The organism is Hymenobacter segetis, assembly GCF_054776495.1.
Genome location: NZ_BAAHBV010000001.1, coordinates 864,011 through 881,592 on the forward strand (window position 1 = coordinate 864,011; position 17,582 = coordinate 881,592).

Sequence of the window (17,582 nt, forward strand, 5' to 3'; positions counted from 1 at the left end):
TTTTTGCAACAACAAAACTAAGCAGAAGTTAGCCCAGATAAGGCTTCAGCGCCTTCGAGCGCGACGTGTGCCGCAGACGACGAATAGCCTTCTCCTTAATCTGACGCACCCGCTCGCGGGTCAAGTTAAACTTCTCGCCGATTTCCTCCAAGGTCAAAGCGGCTTCGCCGTTCAGCCCGAAGTAAAGCGTAATCACGTCAGCTTCGCGCTTAGTGAGCGTACTCAAGGCGCGCTGCACCTCCTTGCGGAGCGAGTCATTCATCAGTGCCATGTCCGGCGACTCCTCGTCCTCGTTTTCGAGCACGTCGAGCAGACGGTTTTCCTCGCCCTGCACAAACGGAGCATCCACCGATACGTGGCGACCCGAAATCTTGAGCGTGTCCACTACTTCCGAAGTAGTCAACTCCAGAACCTCAGCAATTTCCTCAGGCGAAGGCTCACGTTCGAACTTCTGCTCCAGTTCCGAGAAGGATTTGCTGATTTTGTTCAGCGAACCCACGCGGTTCAGGGGCAGACGTACGATACGGCTCTGCTCGGCCAAGGCCTGCAGAATCGACTGGCGAATCCACCAAACGGCGTACGAGATGAATTTAAAGCCCCGAGTTTCGTCAAAACGCTTAGCCGCTTTGATGAGGCCGAGGTTACCCTCGTTAATGAGGTCACCGAGGCTAAGACCTTGGTTCTGATACTGTTTTGCAACCGACACTACGAAACGCAGGTTGGCCTTAGTCAATTTTTCCAGCGCCTGCTGGTCCCCGTCGCGGATGCGCTGCGCGAGCGTCACCTCCTCGTCGGGCGTGAGCAAATCAACCTTGCCAATCTCCTGGAGGTATTTATCCAGCGACTGGCTTTCGCGGTTGGTAATCTGCTTACTAATTTTTAGCTGTCTCATTGGGGACTAGGTAAGAACGATATCTGATGGGGTTATACGAAAGAAAAAGCTGTCCGGACAGTCCCCTAAGTCAGAGGTAGCCAACAGGCTTCCTCTGACATTAGTTCGGACTGCCTGGATAACTACGCCTGGGCTTCGCCGTTGCTGGCGGCCGCCGTCTCCGGCTTGGGCAGCAACACCTTGCGCGACAAGCGGTACTTGCCGGTTTTCTTATCGATTTCCACCAGTTTCACGTCGATGTCCTGGCCCACTTCCAACAAGCCTTCCAGCGTCTGAATCCGCTCGTGGGTCACTTCTGAGATGTGCAGCAGGCCATCCTTGCCCGGCATAATCTCCACGAAAGCGCCGTAGGGCTGAATGCTGCGCACTTTGCCTTTGTATACCTCGCCCACTTCGGGCTGCGCGGCGATAGCGCGAATCCGGTCGATAGCGCCCTGCATGTCCTCTTGGTTGGAGGCATAAATGCTTACGTGGCCCTTCTCGTCCTTCTCCTCGATAATTACCGTGGCGTTGGTGTCCTTCTGGATTTGCTGGATGACTTTGCCGCCCGGCCCGATTACCGCGCCGATAAATTCTTTGTCAATCAACATCTTGTGCGAGCGCGGCGTGTGAGGCTTCAGCTCGGCCGCCGGAGCGGCAATGGTCTTCGCCATTTCGGCGAGGATATGCAGGCGGCCGGCGCGGGCCTGATGCAGCGCGGCGGTCAGAATCTCATTGCTCAGGCCCTGGATTTTGATGTCCATCTGGCAAGCACAAATACCTTTCTCGGTACCGGTTACTTTAAAGTCCATGTCGCCGAGGTGGTCCTCGTCGCCGAGAATGTCGCTCAGTACAGCGTATTCGCCGGTTTCTTTATCCTGAACCAGACCCATAGCGATGCCCGACACGGCACCCGTGATTTTCACACCGGCGTCCATCAGCGCCAGCGAGCCGGCACAAACGGTGGCCATCGAGCTGGAACCGTTCGACTCCAGAATGTCTGACACGATGCGGATAGTGTAGGGGTTTTCGTCTTCGGGGGGCAGCACTTGCTTCAGCGAGCGCAGGGCCAAGTTGCCGTGGCCGATTTCGCGGCGGCCAGCGCCACGGTTCGGCTTCACCTCACCGGTCGAGAAACCGGGGAAGTTGTAGTGCAGCATAAATTTCGAGTAGCCCTTGGCCAGCGGCTGGTCGATGATTTGCTCATCGAGCTTGGTGCCAAGCGTGGCCGTGGTCAGGCTTTGAGTCTCGCCACGAGTAAAAATAGCCGAGCCATGAGCACCGGGCAGATAGTTGATTTCCGACCAGATAGGACGGATTTCGGTGAGCTGGCGGCCGTCGAGACGCACCCGCTCTTTCACCATCATGTCGCGGATAGCCTTCTTTTCAGCCGAGCCATAGTAGCGGCTGAACATTTTCATGTTCAACTCCGCATCCACGGACAGCAGGTGCTCCAGCACCTCTTTTTTCACTTTACCAAAGCCTTCCTTACGGCCACCTTTGCTAGTGTTGCCGCTGCGGGCTACAGCGTAAGCACCCTGATACACGGCGTCCAGAATGGTCTTTTTCAGCTCCTCGTTCTCCTCGTACTTGGGGTACTCGCGAGTCGGCGAGTCGGCGGTGCGGCCCACGGCCTCGGCCAAATCTTTCTGCAGCTGGCACTGGGCCTTGATGGCTTCGTGGCCGAAAGCAATGGCCGCCACCATTTCCTCTTCGCTCACTTCCTTCATGGCACCTTCTACCATGGCCACGGAGTCGGCGGTAGCGCCCACCATCAGGTCCATGTCGGCGCGGGCCAGGTCGGATGTCTTGGGGTTAATCTGGAATTGGCCGTCAATGCGCGCCACGCGCACTTCGGAAATCGGACCAGCAAACGGAATGTCGGAAATCGACAGCGCAGCCGAGGCGGCCAGGGCGGCCAAAGCATCGGGCTGAACTTCTTTATCGGCCGAGATGAGGGTAATCATTACCTGCACCTCGTAGTGGTAGTCTTTGGGGAACATCGGCCGCAGAATACGGTCGACGAGGCGGCACACCAGGATTTCGTAGTCGCTCAGGCGGCCTTCGCGGCGCTGAAACGAACCGGGAATCTTGCCGGCCGAGCCGAATTTCTCCTGATAATCCACCGACAGGGGCAGAAAATCAACGCCTTCGCGCTGGCTCGGGGCCGAAACCACCGTGGCGAGCAGCATGGTATCGCCGAGGCGAACCACGACGGCACCGTCGGCGAATTTGGCCAGCTTGCCGGTTTCGATGGAGATAACGCGGCCGTCGGGCAGCGCCAGGGTTTTGGTAATGGCGTGGGGTTGGGACATCAGCGGGATTTGCTTGGATAAGCGACAGCGGGCGAGCAGCCAAAAACGAGCACCGCGCACGGCCCTCGTTACTCAGGTAAACACAACAAGGCACCGATGGTAAAACAGCTTTCCGGGCCGGCCTCGGGGCCAAACCAACCCGAACAAAAAAAGAGTAGGGAACCTTCGTTGGAAGGCTCCCTACTCTCAGATTCTGGACTTACTTACGGATGCCCAGCTCCTTGATGATGGCACGGTAGCGGTTGATTTCGCGGTGCTGCAGGTAGTTCAACATGCTGCGACGCTTACCTACCAGCTTCAGAAGGCCCAGGCGGGTGCTGTGGTCCTTCTTGTTCACCTTGAGGTGCTCGGTGAGGTGGGTGATGCGGTGGGTGAAAAGGGCGATTTGCGCCTCGGCCGAACCAGTGTCGGTTTTCACTTTTTGCAGGCTGTTCTTTTCGAAGATGGCCTGTTTTGCTTCTGTAGTTAAAATCATCGGTTGATAGGTGTTACCCCGTCTTAGATTTTAGGATGAAAAAAGAAATTTGTGTACCCCACACATTGGGGTGCCGCAAAGGTACGAAATTTAAAAACAGGATGAAAGCGCGGAGTTGAGATTTGTGCCAGACCTACGCAACAACCTCTTCCTCCGGCTCCGTGATTTTGCGCAGCGCCGGAATGCCCAGGCGCTGCGGCAGCCGCCGCCAGAAATCCATTTCCAGCAAACCGGAGTCGTTATAAGCCTGGTAGAGGAAGAACAAGCCCGCCGGTAGCAACACCAGGTTCGACATCCACATGCCCACTCCTACCGGCATCACAAACTCACGGCCGTACTTCTCGCCCATGATGCTGAGCACATAGTACACGATGAAAAAGAGGATGGAAATGAGAATAGGCACGCCCAGGCCGCCTTTCTTGATAATCGAACCCAGCGGCGCCCCAATCAGAAACATCAGCAGCACCGCGACGGACTGCGAGTATTTCCGGTAAACCTCAATCCGGAACAGGGCCGAATTGCGGGCGTAGTCATTCAGCCGCTCGGAGGTAGAGTTGGCGAAAGCCTGGAGGTTGCGGGCCCGGTTGGCAGCCTGCTGGATGATGGAAGCGGTAACGGGAGCCAGTTTTGTAGCAGGCACTTGGAGACTTTCCACCTTTTGGTTGGCCTTGCGCCCGGTAGTATCGAATCGCGCGAAGGTGTAATACGCATTCATTTGACGGGGAAGCTGCCGCTGCTCCACATGCAGCTTTTTCTGTACCGAATCGGTAGCGGAATGCAGCTGCGGGATGTTGAGCATCATCCGATTTTCCTTAAACAGGTCCTCCTTGGTGCGACCCAGGCTGAACGAGGCCAGCGAGAAGGTTATGACGTTGTGGTCGAAGCCCTGGCGCACAAAGCTGGCCCCGGCACGGTCACGGGAATCAGGCTGCTCGATGTAGTTGTGTCCGTGAAACAGTTCCAGATTCAGATAACCGCCCCCTAGCGTAGTAAACATGCGGCCGGAATCGGCCAGCATCACCGTGGCGTTGCCCGATTTCTGGGTGTGGTCATAAATCATGACGCCGTGCAGGCGGTCGCCGTTTTCGCCGGTTTTCTTATCAACCTTAATGGTGTAGCCGGGAATACCGCTGTAAAACACGCCCTCGCGGATGTCCAAGGCCAATTTTTGCTGGCGCACGTCCCACAGAAGACTATAGGCTTTGAGGTTGGCCCGGGGCACAATGGTTTCGTTGAACCAGAACGCGCCGATGGCCAGGCCCGCCGTGAGCAGCAACACCGGCCGCAGAATGCGGGTGAGCGCAATGCCCGAGGCCTTGATGGCCGTGAGTTCGTGGTGTTCGCCCAGGTTGCCATAGGTCATCAGCGAGGATAGCAGCACGGCCAGCGGTAGCGAAACGGGCACAATGAGCACGCTGAAATAGAACAGGAGCTGCAACAGCACCCCCGTGCCCAAATCCTTGCCGATGATATCGTCCAGATACTTGAGTAAGGTGTGCGTGAGCAGAATAAACTGCACCACTGCGAAGGTGAGCAGAAACGGGCCGGCAAAGGCCTTTAGAATAAGCTTGTCGAGCTTTTTGAGCATGGTAGGCAGCGCTTGGGGGCGCAAAAGAACGCGCCAGCGCAGAAACGAAAGTTCAGATAAAAAAGTACCGCAGCACCATTATGAAAGAATTGGGCTGGTTAGCCGCCCACCTGGTCGCGCAGCTTGGCCACCAGGCTTTCCCACATTTCGTGCTGCTCGGCAGCATCGTGGCCCGCCGAGTAATCAACCACGCGCAGGTACACTTCATCCGTCACCTGTGATGAATCGAGGGTAAATTCCAAGAAATTGGCATCGAGCACCGATTGGCGGTGGTCATCAAGGAACACGAAGCGAACAGCCTTATTGAGGCGCTGGCCCGAAATCTCGGCGTAATGGTTGTCGTTATCCCAGATAAAATTGAGGCGTTGGCCCTCCACGTAGCGCACATCGTCGCAAAACCACTGGGAAAGGCCCGAGGCGGTAGCCAGGTAAGGAAAAAGAATCTTGGGTGACGCGTTAATGGGGAATTCCACCACGAAACGCGTTTTAGTTTGAGTATCAGGCAATGCCATAGTACGGAGATGAAGGAAGCCGAGCGCCGCGACCGTAAAACAGGCGGAACACAGAAGAAATACAGGTTTATTTGGCCCAGCAACTTGTTTCGGGGCCTTTTGTAACGTTACCTTTGCACCCACAAAAAACCCGGCGGGGTAGCTCAGCTGGTTAGAGCACAGGATTCATAACCCTGAGGTCGGCGGTTCGAGCCCGCCTCCCGCTACGTCGAAAACCGTTTCAGTCTGGTACTGGAGCGGTTTTTTCGTTTCCAGTCCTTTGGGTCAGCAGATGGCGAGACTTATAATGAAACGGGAACGACCGTGCGGGCCAGTTAGCTTGGGCCCAAAACAAGAAAACGCTGAACCCAAGGGCCAGCGTTTTCTTGGTGGATTGCGCGCAGGGGCAGTTACTTCGCCTTCTCCACGATGCCTTTGAAGGCTTCGGGGTGGTTGAGGGCCAAATCAGCCAGCACTTTGCGGTTGAGCTCGATGCCAGCCTTTTTCAGGCCGCCCATCAGCTGCGAGTACGACAGGCCGTGCTCACGAGCACCGGCGTTGATACGCTGAATCCAGAGAGCACGGAATTCGCGCTTCTTTACTTTACGGTCGCGGTAAGCGTAGAGAAGGCCTTTTTCAACGGCGTTCTTGGCTACGGTCCACACGTTTTTGCGACGGCCATAATAGCCTTTCGCCAAACGCATGATTTTCTTACGGCGGTGGCGCGAGGCCACGTGGTTGACACTTCTTGGCATAACCTTGAGAGTTTTTGGCAGCCGGCGACGGGTGAAGGTCTTTAAGGCCGGAAGCCTGGTGAAATTTTAATTATTGGGTGACTTACAGCCTTAAGCGAGGTGTGACACGGGCCACGCACTCACTAGCAACCAGTAAAATCAGATGTTCAACATCTGGCGCACGCGGTTCATGTCGGCGCTGCTCACGAGGCCGGTGTGGGTCAGGCCGCGCTTCTGCTTGGTCGTCTTCTTCGTGAGGATGTGTGATTTGAAGGCGTGCTTCCGCTTCACCTTGCCCGTTCCGGTGAGCGCAAAGCGCTTCTTAGCACCGGATTTCGTCTTTACTTTCGGCATTGTAGTAAGTGTTGGAGGGTTGGTTGTTGATTGTTGATTGCTGACTGACCAGTGGTCGGGAAGCCATCTTCAACCGGGTAAAATCTATTCGGCGGCGTCGGCGGGAGCCGGAGCCGGTTCGGAGGTCTTGTCAGTAGCGTCTGCCTTGGGCTCAGCCGGCTTGGGGGCCTTCGGCTTGGCATCGGCAGGAGCAGCGGGCTTAGCGGCGGGCTTCACTACGGCAGCCGCTTTCGGGGCCAGATAGAGGAACATGCGCTTGCCTTCGAGCTTGGGCAGCTGCTCTACTTTGGCGAGGTCCTCGAGGGCCTGGGCAAACTTGAGCAGCAGGATTTCGCCCCGCTCCTTAAACACGATGCTACGACCAACGAAGTGCACGTAGCTCTTGATTTTCGCGCCTTCGCGCAGAAACTCCTGGGCGTGCTTCACTTTGAAGGCGAAGTCGTGTTCGTCGGTGTTGGGACCGAAGCGGATTTCCTTGAGCACGACCTTGGTCTGCTTGGCTTTCAGCTCACGGGTTTTCTTCTTCTGCTCGTACTTAAATTTCGAGTAGTCGATGACGCGGCAGACCGGCGGAGTGGCAGTGGGCGAAATCTCGACGAGGTCGAGGTTTTGCTCCTGTGCCATTTTCCGAGCCTGGTCGGTCGGATAAATACCCTGTTCGACGTTGTCGCCAACGAGTCGTACCTCGCGGGCCAGGATTTTCTGATTGATTTTGAACGGCTCTTCCACCTGCTGGCGGGGCACGTACCGACGATTCGGAGCTGCTATGGTTTGGTCCTCCTGCTAAAAAAGTGGCGGGGAATGAGATTCTGGGCGGTTTAGGCCGGGTAAGGCCTGGTTATCAGGGGGCAAATATCGGCATTTTTAATTGGAAAGACAAGCAGGGCGCAAATTGTATTTCCTGGAAGGCAAGAAAAGGCCGTTGCGCTGAGTGCAACGGCCTTTTCTTGCCTTAATTATGAACTGATTAATAAGCCTCTACAATCTGGCTTTGCACACTTTTTACAAAAGCATCCAAAGGCATCGAGCCCAGGTCACCTTCGCCGTGCTTGCGCACACTGATGATTTTATCCTGGGCTTCCTTCTCTCCTACTACCAGCAGGTACGGCAGCTTGGCCATTTCGGCGTCGCGGATTTTGCGGCCGATGCGCTCGTCGCGGGCATCCACGGTGCCGCGCAGGTCGCGCTGCTCCAACTGGGCTTTCACTTCGTTGGCGTAGTCGATGTACTTGTCCGAGATGGGCAGCACGATAAACTGCTCGGGGGTGAGCCAGAGCGGGAAGTTGCCGGCGCAGTGTTCGATGAGCACGGCCACGAAGCGCTCCAACGAGCCGAAGGGCGCGCGGTGCAGCATCACGGGGCGCTGCTTGGTATTGTCGGGAGCCACGTATTCGAGGTCGAAACGCTCGGGCAGGTTGTAGTCAACCTGGATAGTGCCGAGCTGCCAGCGGCGGCCGAGGGCATCACGCACCATGAAATCAAGCTTGGGACCGTAGAAGGCGGCTTCGCCGTATTCGGTGACCGTGGGCAGGCCTTTTTCGGCGGCGGCTTCCTGGATGGCGCTTTCGGCGAGGGCCCAGTTTTCGTCGGAGCCGATGTACTTGGTTTTGTTCTCGGGGTCGCGCAGGCTGATTTGGGCCGTGTAGTCTTCGAAACCGAGGTTTTTGAAGACGTAGAGCACCAAGTCAATTACCTTCTTAAACTCCTCTTTCACCTGGTCGGGGCGGCAGAAGATGTGGGCGTCGTCCTGCGTGAAGCCGCGCACACGGGTGAGGCCGTGCAGCTCGCCCGACTGCTCGTAGCGGTACACGGTGCCGAATTCGGCGTAGCGTACGGGCAGGTCGCGGTAGCTGCGGGGCTCGGTTTTATAGATTTCGCAGTGGTGGGGGCAGTTCATCGGCTTGAGGAAGAATTCCTCGCCGGGGTTGGGCGTTTTGATGGGCTGGAAGGAGTCGGCACCGTATTTTTCGTAGTGGCCGCTGGTCACATACAACTCTTTGGCGCCGATGTGGGGCGTTACAACGGGCTGGTAGCCGGCTTTCACCTGGGCTTTGCGCAGGAACTGCTCCAGACGCTCACGCAGGGCGGTGCCTTTGGGGAGCCAAAGGGGCAGCCCCGCTCCTACTTTCTCCGAGAAAGCAAACAGCTTCAGCTCCTTGCCCAGCTTGCGGTGGTCGCGGCGCTTGGCTTCTTCGAGGCGTTCGAGGTATTCGGTGAGGTCCTTCGCTTTGGGGAAGGTGATGCCGTAGAGGCGCGTTAGCTGCTTGTTCTTTTCATCGCCGCGCCAGTAGGCCCCGGCCACGTTCATCAGCTTGGCCGCCTTGATGGTGCCGGTGTCGGGGATGTGCGGGCCGCGGCAGAGGTCGGTGAAGCCGCCCTGCGTGTAGAAAGTAATGTTGCCGTCTTCGAGGTTTTCGAGCAGTTCCAGCTTGTAGGGGTCCTGCTTTTCGGTGAAGTAGGCGATGGCATCGGCTTTCGAGACTTCCTTGCGCTCATAGCGGCTCTTGTGCTTGGCCAGCTCCAGCATTTTCTTCTCGATTTCGGGGAAGTCTTCGCTGGAAATGCTGCGGCCTTCGCCGAGGTCTACGTCGTAGTAGAAGCCGTTTTCGATGGCCGGGCCGATGGCCAGCTTCACGCCGGGGTACAGCGCTTCGAGGGCTTCGGCCATGAGGTGGGCCGAGGAGTGCCAGTAGGTGGATTTGCCGGCGGTGTCATTCCAGGTGAGGATGCTGACAGTAGCGTTGTCAGGCAGGGGGCGGTGGAGGTCGCGCACGTCGCCGTTCACGGTGACGGCGAGGGCGTTGCGAGCAAGGCCTTCGGAGATGCTGGCGGCTACGTCGTAGCCGGTCGCGCCGTCGGGCAGCTGGCGCTGGGAGCCGTCGGGGAGGGTGATATTGAGCATAATACTGAGTAAAAAGGGCCCGCTTGGGGCAGCCAAGGCGCAAGTTAGCACTTGTGCCGGGAGGGGCGGTGTTTTTTTCGGGCAAACTGTGCCCAGCAACCCCAGCATTTGCTTCCGAAGCTGGATTTCGGGCTATTGCTTGCCCGTAACTGAATTCAGCGGCGAAACCGGCGCGATGGGCTCGATGCGGGGCCGGGCTACGGGTCGGCGGTAATAGTAGCGTGGGGTAGTGCGCAGGCTGTCCGGTAATGAGGCTTGCACTGCGCCATTCATCTTCCAGACTTTAAAGGTCCAGTGTGGGTTACCGGGGTTTTCGGCCACTAGCAGGCGGTATTGGGCCAGGGCTTCGGGCAGGCGGTTTTGGGTTTCGAGGGCTTCGGCGAGCAGGTTGCGGGCTTCGGGCAAGCGCGGGTTGCGGCGCAGGGCGCGGGTTAGGTGCTGGATGACAGCCACGGGCTGGCGGGCTTTGGCAGCAGCGAGGCCCAGGCGATAATCAGCGCGGTAGGCGGTGGTATCGAGTGCCAGAGCGCGGCGGTAGTACCAGAGGGCACTATCCGGACGGCCTTGCAATTCCAGCTGGCGGCCATAGTCGTAGCGCAACAGGCCGGACGTGGTGTCGAGCTTCATGCCGAGCGCGGCGTAGCGGGCCGCTTCGGCGGGAATGCGCCAGGCATTGAGCAGGAAAGCCAGTTGGTGCAGGATTTCGGGCTCGCGGGGGTCGCGGGCCAGAGCATCCTGGAGGTACTGCACGGCGGTGCTGGTATCGGCAGTGGCGGCGTAGGCGAGGCCTTTGTAGAAGAGCGCGGCGGGCTGGTCGGGGTCGAGGCGCAGGGTGCGGTCGAGGTTGTCGAGGGCGGCGGGGTAGTTGCGGGCGGCGAGGTGGGTTTCGCCTACAAAGAGCGGCAACTCGGGGCCGGTAAAGCCCCGGTCGGCGGCCTGGCGTGCGGCGGCGAGGGCGGCGGGCAGTTGGCCCAGGGCACGGTAGGCCTTGGCCTGAATGAAGTATAGGTTGCCGTCGGCATCGTCGATTTCCAAGGCGGCGGCCACGTCGGTGAGGGCGGCGGTGGGCTGGCCGGCGGCGAGGCGCAGGGTGGCGCGGCGAGCCAGCAGAGCCGTATTGCGGGGCTCGCGGGCAATGGCCCCGTTGAGCTCATCGGCCTGCACGCGGGGGCCACTTTGCACGGTGGTGAGGTTCACCAGCGTATCGGGCTGCTCGGAGGGCGCGGATTGGCAAGCAGCCACGGCCAGGCAACCCGCCAGCGGCAGCCAACGTGAAGAAAACCGTATCGAAACCGGGAAGCGCATGGTCATGTAAATGCAAAGCTAGCAGCTACTGCTTGCGGCTGAGGGTATCGCGGCGCGCCCGAATGGAATCACCGGGGGCCAGGATAGCGGGTTTTGGTTTTTTGCCTTCGCGGACGCGGCGCTTCTGGCGGCGGGCATCGGCGCGTACCAGCGGGGGCAGCATTTTGCGGCACAGGCGGCTCACCACCAAGTCTTCGCTGGTGATGGTGGGCAGGCGCTCAGCCTCGCGCAGCACGGCGATGGCGCGGCGGCGGCGGCCCTGATAGTCGTACATCCGGGCCAAATCGTAGCAAAACTGGAGGTTGTTGGGGGCCAGCTCGCGGGCTTTTTCCAGGTCGGCCATTGCCTCCTTACTATCGCCGCCGGGGGGCACTCCGCCCAACACCAGTTTGCTATATAGGCGTTCAATCAGGTTGTAGTGCGCCACGCGGTATTGCCAGCGGCCGCGCAGCTGCCAGGTTTCGGGCAGGTCGGGGCGGCGCTCGGTGGCCAGGTACACGTGCGAGCGCAGGTCGCTGAAAGCCTTGAGGCGCGCCCCGGCGCGGTACAGCGTGGCCTGGTTGAATAGGGCCAGCGCCACGGCGTAGTTGCTTTCGCCGCCTTCGGGCCGGAGCAACAGGGCGCGGTCCGCATATTGTCGGCCAAGGTCGAAATAGGCCGATTTACGGGTTTCGTCAGAATAGCGGGTGCCGATTTTCACGCTCAGCACGGCAGCCTGCCACAGGGCCAGGTAATGCGTCGGTATCTCTTTCAGGATTTCCTGATACACGGCCAGGGCTTCGGAATCCTTGAAGCTGTTGGCGAGCGCGGCGGCCTGGAACAGCTTGATGCGGACGGCTGGCGGGTCGGCTACTGCCACGGGGCGGGCAGCGGGCTTAGCCGGACGGGGCCGGATTTGGCCAGCTACCGGCAGCATCGTGAGCGCGGTGAGCAGCACGGCGCTACTGAGCCTAACCCGCCCCCATCGGACTGCCAGGACCAAGCACGACCACCACCGAAACAACACAAGCATAAAGGCAAAGAAAGGGCGCAAAAGGATTCGGAAGCAGCGGAATCAAGCCGGGCAGCATCAATTAGCGTGCCGCCCGGCATCATTCTGCCGCTCCACGAGAGGCTGCTCTAAAACAGCCCCAGCTGCGCCTTGGGCCGCTTCAGCAACTCTTGGGCGCGGGCCACTTCCTCGGCGGTTACATCGACGGGCCCAGTCGGCTCGGGCGGGGCTTCGGTCCCGGCCGGGTTTTCGCCGGGCTTGGGAGCGGCGGCGCGTTTCTTTACTTCGCGGCGCTGCGGCTCGGGGCCTTCGTCGGTGAGCAGTATGAGGGCGTGGATTTTGTAGTAGTTGAGCTTATTGCCCATCGCCTTCCAGCCTTTCACATCGATGAACTCGTGCAACGCAATTTTCTCGGTTTCCTTATCGGATTTCTTGTCCTTCTGGATTTTCAGTTCTACCAGCGGCTCGGGGTTGGCCGTCACGGCCAGCATTTTCGAGCCTTTGCTTTCGGAGATGAAAGTAAAGCGCTTGCCCAGCGTGCTGGTTTCAATTTTGAACCGCTTGACGTAGTGGATTTTAGTTTCTCCGTCGAGGTACACTGTTGAGAGCACCGTATCGGGCTCCAGCTTGCGCAGTAGCACCATGTTGGGCACGTCGAAGTGGATGGCCGGGTCGGGCGCAGTCAGCTCGTAGCTGCCGTCCTTGTGCACCACCAGCAAGGCATTTTCGGTATCGAAAGTACCTAAGTAACGACCGTGGCCGGCCGTGTTGAGGCGGCCCACCACGCTGTCGAAGAACATTTCGCGGCCGCCTAGGGTCGAGTCGCCCAGCGTTTTCTGGGTGATTTTCTTGATGGGCTGCTTGGTCACGATGTTGCCCATCGAGCCCTTTCCCTTGATGCTGAGCTCGGCAAAGTCGAAGTCGAACTGCTTCACCCGCGCCGGCGCTTTATCGGAAAGCTGAATGCTGACGATTTCCGACTCCGAATTGGGATTGGCCGTGAGGTAGAGGGTTTTGGTGCCCTTCGTGCCCTTGGTCAGGTCGTAGGTTTTGTCGCGGGTGATGCCCGACACCAGAAAGCGCTTGGCGAAGCTGATGCCCGACGCTCCGTCGAGGTACACCATGTTGTATACCAGCCGGTCATCGTTCTTATTATAGACGCCGACGTGCAGAATGTCCTTACCCACGAAGGTCTTATCCCCAATTTTGGTCACCATAAAGGTGCCGTCGCGCTTGATGGCGATGATGTCGTCCAAATCGGAGCAGTCACACACGAATTCGTCTTTCTTGAGGCCGTAGCCCACGAAACCGTCCACGCGGTTCACGTAGAGCTTCTGGTTGGCGATGGCTACTTTCTGGGCCGTCACCACGTCGAAGGTGCGGAGCTGGGTTTTGCGCTCGCGGCCCGCGCCGTACTTCTTCAGCAGGCCCTCAAAATAGTTGATGGCGTAGCGCGTGAGGTTGGCGAGATGGTCGGCGACCTCGGCCAGCTCAGCCTCCAGCTTTTGCAGGTATTCATCGGCCTTGAAGCCGTCGAATTTCGAGATGCGCTTGATGCGAATTTCGGTCAGGCGCGTCAAATCGTCCTCTTCAATCGGGCGGCGCAGCACGATTCGGGTATCGTCGGCTTTGGCCTTCTCCCCTTCTATGCGCACGAATTTCTTCAGGCCCTTATCAATCGTTTCGAGGATTTCCTCCCACGTTTCGCACTCCTCAATCTTGCGGTAGATGCGGTTTTCGATGAAAATCTTCTCCAGCGATGCGTTATGCCACTTCTCCCACAGCTCATCCTGGCGGATTTCCAGTTCGCGCTCCAGTAGGCGCACGGTGGCCTTGGTGCTCTGGCGCAGTACGTCCTCCACGCCCACGAAGCGGGGCTTATCGCCGATGATGACGCAGGTGTTGGGCGAGATGCTGATTTCGCAATCGGTGAAGGCGTACAGCGCGTCCATGGTCAAATCGGGCGACACGCCGGCGGGCAGCTGCACCTGAATTTCCACGTTGGCGGCCGTGTTGTCGACCACCTTCTTAATCTTGATTTTATTAGCTTCCGACGCCTTCACGATGCTTTCCATCAGCGCCGTGGTGGTGGAGCCGTAGGGAATATCGCGGATGATGAGCAGCGTTTTATCGACCTTCTCGATGGTAGCGCGCAGCCGGATTTTGGCCCCACGCATACCCGAGTTGTAGTTGCTCACATCGCACAGGCCGCCGGTCGAAAAGTCCGGAAACAGCTGCACTTCCTTACCCCGCAGCACGTCGATGCTGGCCTTGCACAGCTCGCGGAAGTTGTGGGGCATAATCTTGGTGCTCAGGCCCACGGCGATTCCCTCAACACCCTGCGCGAGCAGCAGCGGGAACTTCACAGGCAGCGTGGTGGGCTCGCGCTTGCGGCCGTCGTAGCTGAGCTGCCACTCGGTGGTATCGGGGTTGAACACCACGTCGAGCGCAAACTTGCTCAGGCGGGCTTCAATGTAACGCGGGGCGGCGGCACCGTCGCCGGTGCGCACGTCGCCCCAGTTGCCCTGGGTTTCGATAAGCAGGTCTTTCTGGCCCAGGTTCACCATGGCGTCGCCGATGCTGGCGTCGCCGTGCGGGTGGTACTGCATGGTCTGGCCGATGACGTTGGCCACTTTGTTGAAGCGGCCGTCGTCCATCTCCTTCATCGCGTGCAGGATGCGGCGCTGCACAGGCTTGAGGCCGTCCTCGATGGCCGGCACGGCGCGCTCCAGAATCACATAGCTGGCGTAGTCCAGAAACCAGTTCTGGTACATGCCGCGCACGGTGGCCACGTCGTGGATGGTTTCGCCGGGGGCGAATTTGGGCTCCTCCTCGGTCTGCTCCTCCACTGGGATGGCCTCGGCCTGGGGTGGTGTCAGGGGCACATTGCCGAATAAATCGGCGGCCAGCGGCGCGGATTCTTCGGCCGCTTCTCCGGTATCCGCTTCCGGGAATTCGGTTGGTTCCTGCGCATCGGCATCCGCCGCGGGCGAAAAGGCGGACAAATCAAAATCCACGGAATCACCGGGCTGTAAAAAATCCTGGTCGGGAGCGTCGGAGTTGGGAGTATCGAGAGAAGCCACGGGGGAAACGAATGAGGTCGGCGTACTGCCGTCAAAAATACCGGAATCAGCGCGGAGCGCAATAAATTACAATTCCCAGCAGAGCCGGAAAGTTCCCAAGATTCTTAGCGAATCAATGGCAACAAGTGTGCGTTCAGTCAAACAGCAACACGCCTAAAAAGCCAAATTTCGGCTATTCAATCCCAAAAAACAAGCTAAAAAAACTAGCTGATGCTTGTCTGTTTTTCGGAATCACAAGGGGCACTGTAAATCGAACCAGTCCGAAAAGAAAAAAGCCCGAACCAAAGGCTCGGGCTTTTCCGTGGAATGTGTCGACTAGTCTACCCCTAGGCGACAAGGCAAACGTACACATAAAAACAATTATTCCCAAACATCAGCTGCTCATTCTGGGAAATTTTGCTGGGCCAGCAGTTGAGACTAACGGCCAATTTTCCAGAAATGAGACTATTGGATTGCGTTAAGGTTAGGCTAAATCGGCTTCGGCTACTTCCGCTACGGGCAGCACATCCGAGGTTATTAGGTCTTTCTCCAGGCGCAGGTTTTCGATGATGAATTCCTGGCGGGCGGGCGTATTCTTGCCCATGTAATAGGTGAGCACCTGCTGAATGCTGCGGTCCGATTGCAAAATCACGGGTTCGAGTTTGATGTTCTCGCCGATAAACTTGCCGAACTCATCCGGGGAAATCTCGCCCAGGCCTTTAAAGCGGGTGATTTCGGGGTTGCGGCCGAGCTTGCGCATGGCGTTCTGCTTTTCCTGCTCGTTGTAGCAATAGATGGTTTCCTTCTTGTTACGAACGCGGAACAGCGGGGTTTCGAGGATGAAAACGTGGCCGTTGCGCACCAAATCGGGAAAGAACTGGAGGAAGAACGTGAGCAGCAGCAGGCGGATGTGCATGCCGTCGACGTCGGCATCGGTGGCGACCACCACGCGGTTATAGCGCAGATGCTCAATACCTTCTTCAATATTGAGGGCGTGTTGCAGAAGGTTCAGTTCCTCGTTCTCGTACACGATTTTCTTCTTCAGGCCGAAGCAGTTCAGCGGCTTGCCGCGCAGGCTGAACACGGCCTCCAGCTCCACGTTGCGGCTCTTGGTGATGCTGCCCGATGCGGAGTCTCCCTCGGTGATAAAGAGCGTGGTGAGCAGTTCTTTTTCGGCCCCGTCCTTGGCGTTTTCGCCCAGGTGGAAGCGGCAGTCGCGCAGCTTGCGGTTGTGCAGGTTGGCTTTTTTGGCGCGTTGGTTGGCGAGCTTTTTCACGCCGGCCATGTCCTTGCGCTCCCGCTCGCTCTGCTCGATGCGCTTGCGCAGGGCCTCGGCTACCAGCGCATTCTTGTGCAGGTAGTTATCGAGGTGCTCCTTGACGAAATCGAGGATGAAGCCGCGCACGGTGGGACCGTCCTCGCCCATGTTTACGCTGCCGAGCTTGGTTTTGGTCTGAGATTCAAACACCGGCTCCTGCACGCGCACCGAGATGGCGGCAATGATGCTGGCGCGGATGTCAGAAGCGTCGTAGTCCTTCTTGTAGAACTCGCGCACGGCCTTCACTACGGCTTCGCGGAAGGCGGCTAAGTGTGTGCCGCCCTGCGTGGTGTACTGGCCGTTAACGAAGGAATAATATTCTTCGCCGTAGTCGTTGCCGTGGGTCAGGGCCATCTCAATGTCCGGGGCTTTGAGATGGATGATGGGGTAACGCAGGTGCTCCACATCGGCCTTGCGGGCCAGCAGGTCGAGCAGGCCGTTTTCGGAGTAATACTTCTGGCCGTTGAAGTTGATGGTGAGGCCCGCGTTCAGATAAACGTAGTTCCAGATTTGATTTTCGAGGTACTCCGGGATGAAGCGGTAGTTCTTGAAAATCGTGTCATCGGGCTGGAATACCACCAGCGTGCCGTTGCGCTGGCTGGTTTTGGTGGGCTTGGGGTCGGCGGTGAGCTTGCCCTGGGCAAACTCGGCAGCCTTGAGGATGCCTTCGCGCACGCTTTGCACCAGGAAGTAGCCGCTGAGGGCATTTACGGCCTTGGTGCCCACGCCGTTGAGGCCCACCGACTTTTGAAAGACCTTGCTGTCGTACTTGCCGCCGGTGTTGATTTTGCTCACCACATCGACCACCTTGCCCAGCGGAATGCCGCGGCCGTAGTCGCGCACCTGCACTTTGGAGTCCGAAATCTTGATATCGATGGTGCGGCCGTGGCCCATCACGTGCTCGTCGATGCAGTTGTCGACGACTTCCTTCACCAGCACATAAATGCCATCATCATACGCCGAGCCATCGCCGAGCTTGCCGATGTACATGCCGGGCCGCAGGCGAATGTGCTCGCGCCAGTCCAGCGAGCGGATGCTGTCTTCGTTGTAGCCGTGGTCGGCCGCGGCCGGGGCGAGCGGTAATTGTTCGTCGTTCATCTAAAAAAATCCGTAAGGAGGGCAGTTCTGGGGTAAAATAACGCAGAAAACAGCGGCACGGCAAGCCGCCCGCTGCCA

At 58.3% G+C, this 17,582-nt stretch carries 12 protein-coding genes, 1 tRNA gene and 1 pseudogene; 1 reads left to right on the forward strand and 13 read right to left on the reverse strand.

All coding sequences use genetic code 11. From position 1 onward, the window contains the following. Nucleotides 1-28: 28 nt before the first annotated feature. The 5 genes from ACYU70_RS03765 to ACYU70_RS03785 form a co-directional block, all read right to left on the reverse strand. The gene (locus ACYU70_RS03765) at nucleotides 29-892 is read right to left on the reverse strand and encodes a sigma-70 family RNA polymerase sigma factor (protein ID WP_035566352.1); all 864 of its coding nucleotides are present in this window, start codon (nucleotides 890-892) and stop codon (nucleotides 29-31) included. A gap of 122 nt (nucleotides 893-1,014) precedes the next feature. Next, entirely contained in the window at nucleotides 1,015-3,186 is a 2,172-nt protein-coding gene (pnp, locus tag ACYU70_RS03770) for a polyribonucleotide nucleotidyltransferase (RefSeq protein WP_342301017.1), read from the reverse strand. 199 nt (nucleotides 3,187-3,385) lie between these two features. Further along, nucleotides 3,386-3,661: a 30S ribosomal protein S15 gene (rpsO, locus tag ACYU70_RS03775; protein ID WP_342301015.1), complete on the reverse strand. Its 276-nt coding sequence runs from the start codon at nucleotides 3,659-3,661 to the stop codon at nucleotides 3,386-3,388. A gap of 133 nt (nucleotides 3,662-3,794) precedes the next feature. Next, a complete protein-coding gene (locus ACYU70_RS03780) occupies nucleotides 3,795-5,249 on the reverse strand; it encodes an LptF/LptG family permease (protein WP_342301014.1) in 1,455 nt (484 codons plus the stop codon). Nucleotides 5,250-5,347: 98 nt separating this feature from the next. Next, nucleotides 5,348-5,761, reverse strand: coding sequence for an START-like domain-containing protein (locus ACYU70_RS03785; RefSeq protein ID WP_342301012.1), 414 nt, complete (start codon nucleotides 5,759-5,761; stop codon nucleotides 5,348-5,350). Nucleotides 5,762-5,893: 132 nt separating this feature from the next. On the opposite strand from ACYU70_RS03785, the gene ACYU70_RS03790 reads away from it, so the two are divergent. Next, nucleotides 5,894-5,967 (forward strand) — tRNA-Met (locus tag ACYU70_RS03790). A gap of 183 nt (nucleotides 5,968-6,150) precedes the next feature. Here the strand turns inward: ACYU70_RS03790 and rplT are convergent. From rplT to ACYU70_RS03830, 8 genes and pseudogenes are all read right to left on the reverse strand, one after another. Then, a complete protein-coding gene (gene rplT, locus ACYU70_RS03795; RefSeq protein ID WP_168672944.1) occupies nucleotides 6,151-6,495 on the reverse strand; it encodes a 50S ribosomal protein L20 in 345 nt (114 codons plus the stop codon). Nucleotides 6,496-6,633: 138 nt separating this feature from the next. Next, on the reverse strand, nucleotides 6,634-6,828 hold the full coding sequence (rpmI, locus tag ACYU70_RS03800; protein ID WP_046242504.1) for a 50S ribosomal protein L35: 195 nt from the start codon (nucleotides 6,826-6,828) through the stop codon (nucleotides 6,634-6,636). A gap of 210 nt (nucleotides 6,829-7,038) precedes the next feature. Continuing rightward, nucleotides 7,039-7,596: pseudogene (gene infC / locus ACYU70_RS03805) on the reverse strand (translation initiation factor IF-3); the annotation flags it as partial. 199 nt (nucleotides 7,597-7,795) lie between these two features. After that, nucleotides 7,796-9,730, reverse strand: coding sequence for a threonine--tRNA ligase (gene thrS / locus ACYU70_RS03810; protein WP_460615893.1), 1,935 nt, complete (start codon nucleotides 9,728-9,730; stop codon nucleotides 7,796-7,798). Nucleotides 9,731-9,862: 132 nt separating this feature from the next. Beyond that, entirely contained in the window at nucleotides 9,863-11,041 is a 1,179-nt protein-coding gene (locus ACYU70_RS03815) for a tetratricopeptide repeat protein (RefSeq protein ID WP_460615894.1), read from the reverse strand. Nucleotides 11,042-11,060: 19 nt separating this feature from the next. Next, complete coding sequence (locus ACYU70_RS03820; RefSeq protein ID WP_460615895.1) at nucleotides 11,061-11,972, reverse strand: hypothetical protein; 912 nt, start codon at nucleotides 11,970-11,972, stop codon at nucleotides 11,061-11,063. Between the two features lie 182 nt (nucleotides 11,973-12,154). Next, a complete protein-coding gene (locus ACYU70_RS03825; protein WP_342296519.1) occupies nucleotides 12,155-14,875 on the reverse strand; it encodes a DNA gyrase/topoisomerase IV subunit A in 2,721 nt (906 codons plus the stop codon). Between the two features lie 697 nt (nucleotides 14,876-15,572). After that, nucleotides 15,573-17,504, reverse strand: coding sequence for a DNA topoisomerase IV subunit B (locus ACYU70_RS03830; protein WP_342296518.1), 1,932 nt, complete (start codon nucleotides 17,502-17,504; stop codon nucleotides 15,573-15,575). Nucleotides 17,505-17,582: the final 78 nt, after the last annotated feature.

What these genes read in the sequence shown, in the direction of transcription:
- ACYU70_RS03830 (WP_342296518.1), bottom strand. Translation starts at nt 17,504, where the DNA reads ATGAACGACGAACAATTACCGCTCGCCCCGGCCGCGGCCGACCACGGC.
- ACYU70_RS03780 (WP_342301014.1), bottom strand. Translation starts at nt 5,249, where the DNA reads ATGCTCAAAAAGCTCGACAAGCTTATTCTAAAGGCCTTTGCCGGCCCG.
- ACYU70_RS03765 (WP_035566352.1), bottom strand. Translation starts at nt 892, where the DNA reads ATGAGACAGCTAAAAATTAGTAAGCAGATTACCAACCGCGAAAGCCAG.
- thrS (WP_460615893.1), bottom strand. Translation starts at nt 9,730, where the DNA reads ATGCTCAATATCACCCTCCCCGACGGCTCCCAGCGCCAGCTGCCCGAC.
- ACYU70_RS03785 (WP_342301012.1), bottom strand. Translation starts at nt 5,761, where the DNA reads ATGGCATTGCCTGATACTCAAACTAAAACGCGTTTCGTGGTGGAATTC.
- rpsO (WP_342301015.1), bottom strand. Translation starts at nt 3,661, where the DNA reads ATGATTTTAACTACAGAAGCAAAACAGGCCATCTTCGAAAAGAACAGC.
- pnp (WP_342301017.1), bottom strand. Translation starts at nt 3,186, where the DNA reads ATGTCCCAACCCCACGCCATTACCAAAACCCTGGCGCTGCCCGACGGC.
- ACYU70_RS03815 (WP_460615894.1), bottom strand. Translation starts at nt 11,041, where the DNA reads ATGACCATGCGCTTCCCGGTTTCGATACGGTTTTCTTCACGTTGGCTG.
- rplT (WP_168672944.1), bottom strand. Translation starts at nt 6,495, where the DNA reads ATGCCAAGAAGTGTCAACCACGTGGCCTCGCGCCACCGCCGTAAGAAA.
- rpmI (WP_046242504.1), bottom strand. Translation starts at nt 6,828, where the DNA reads ATGCCGAAAGTAAAGACGAAATCCGGTGCTAAGAAGCGCTTTGCGCTC.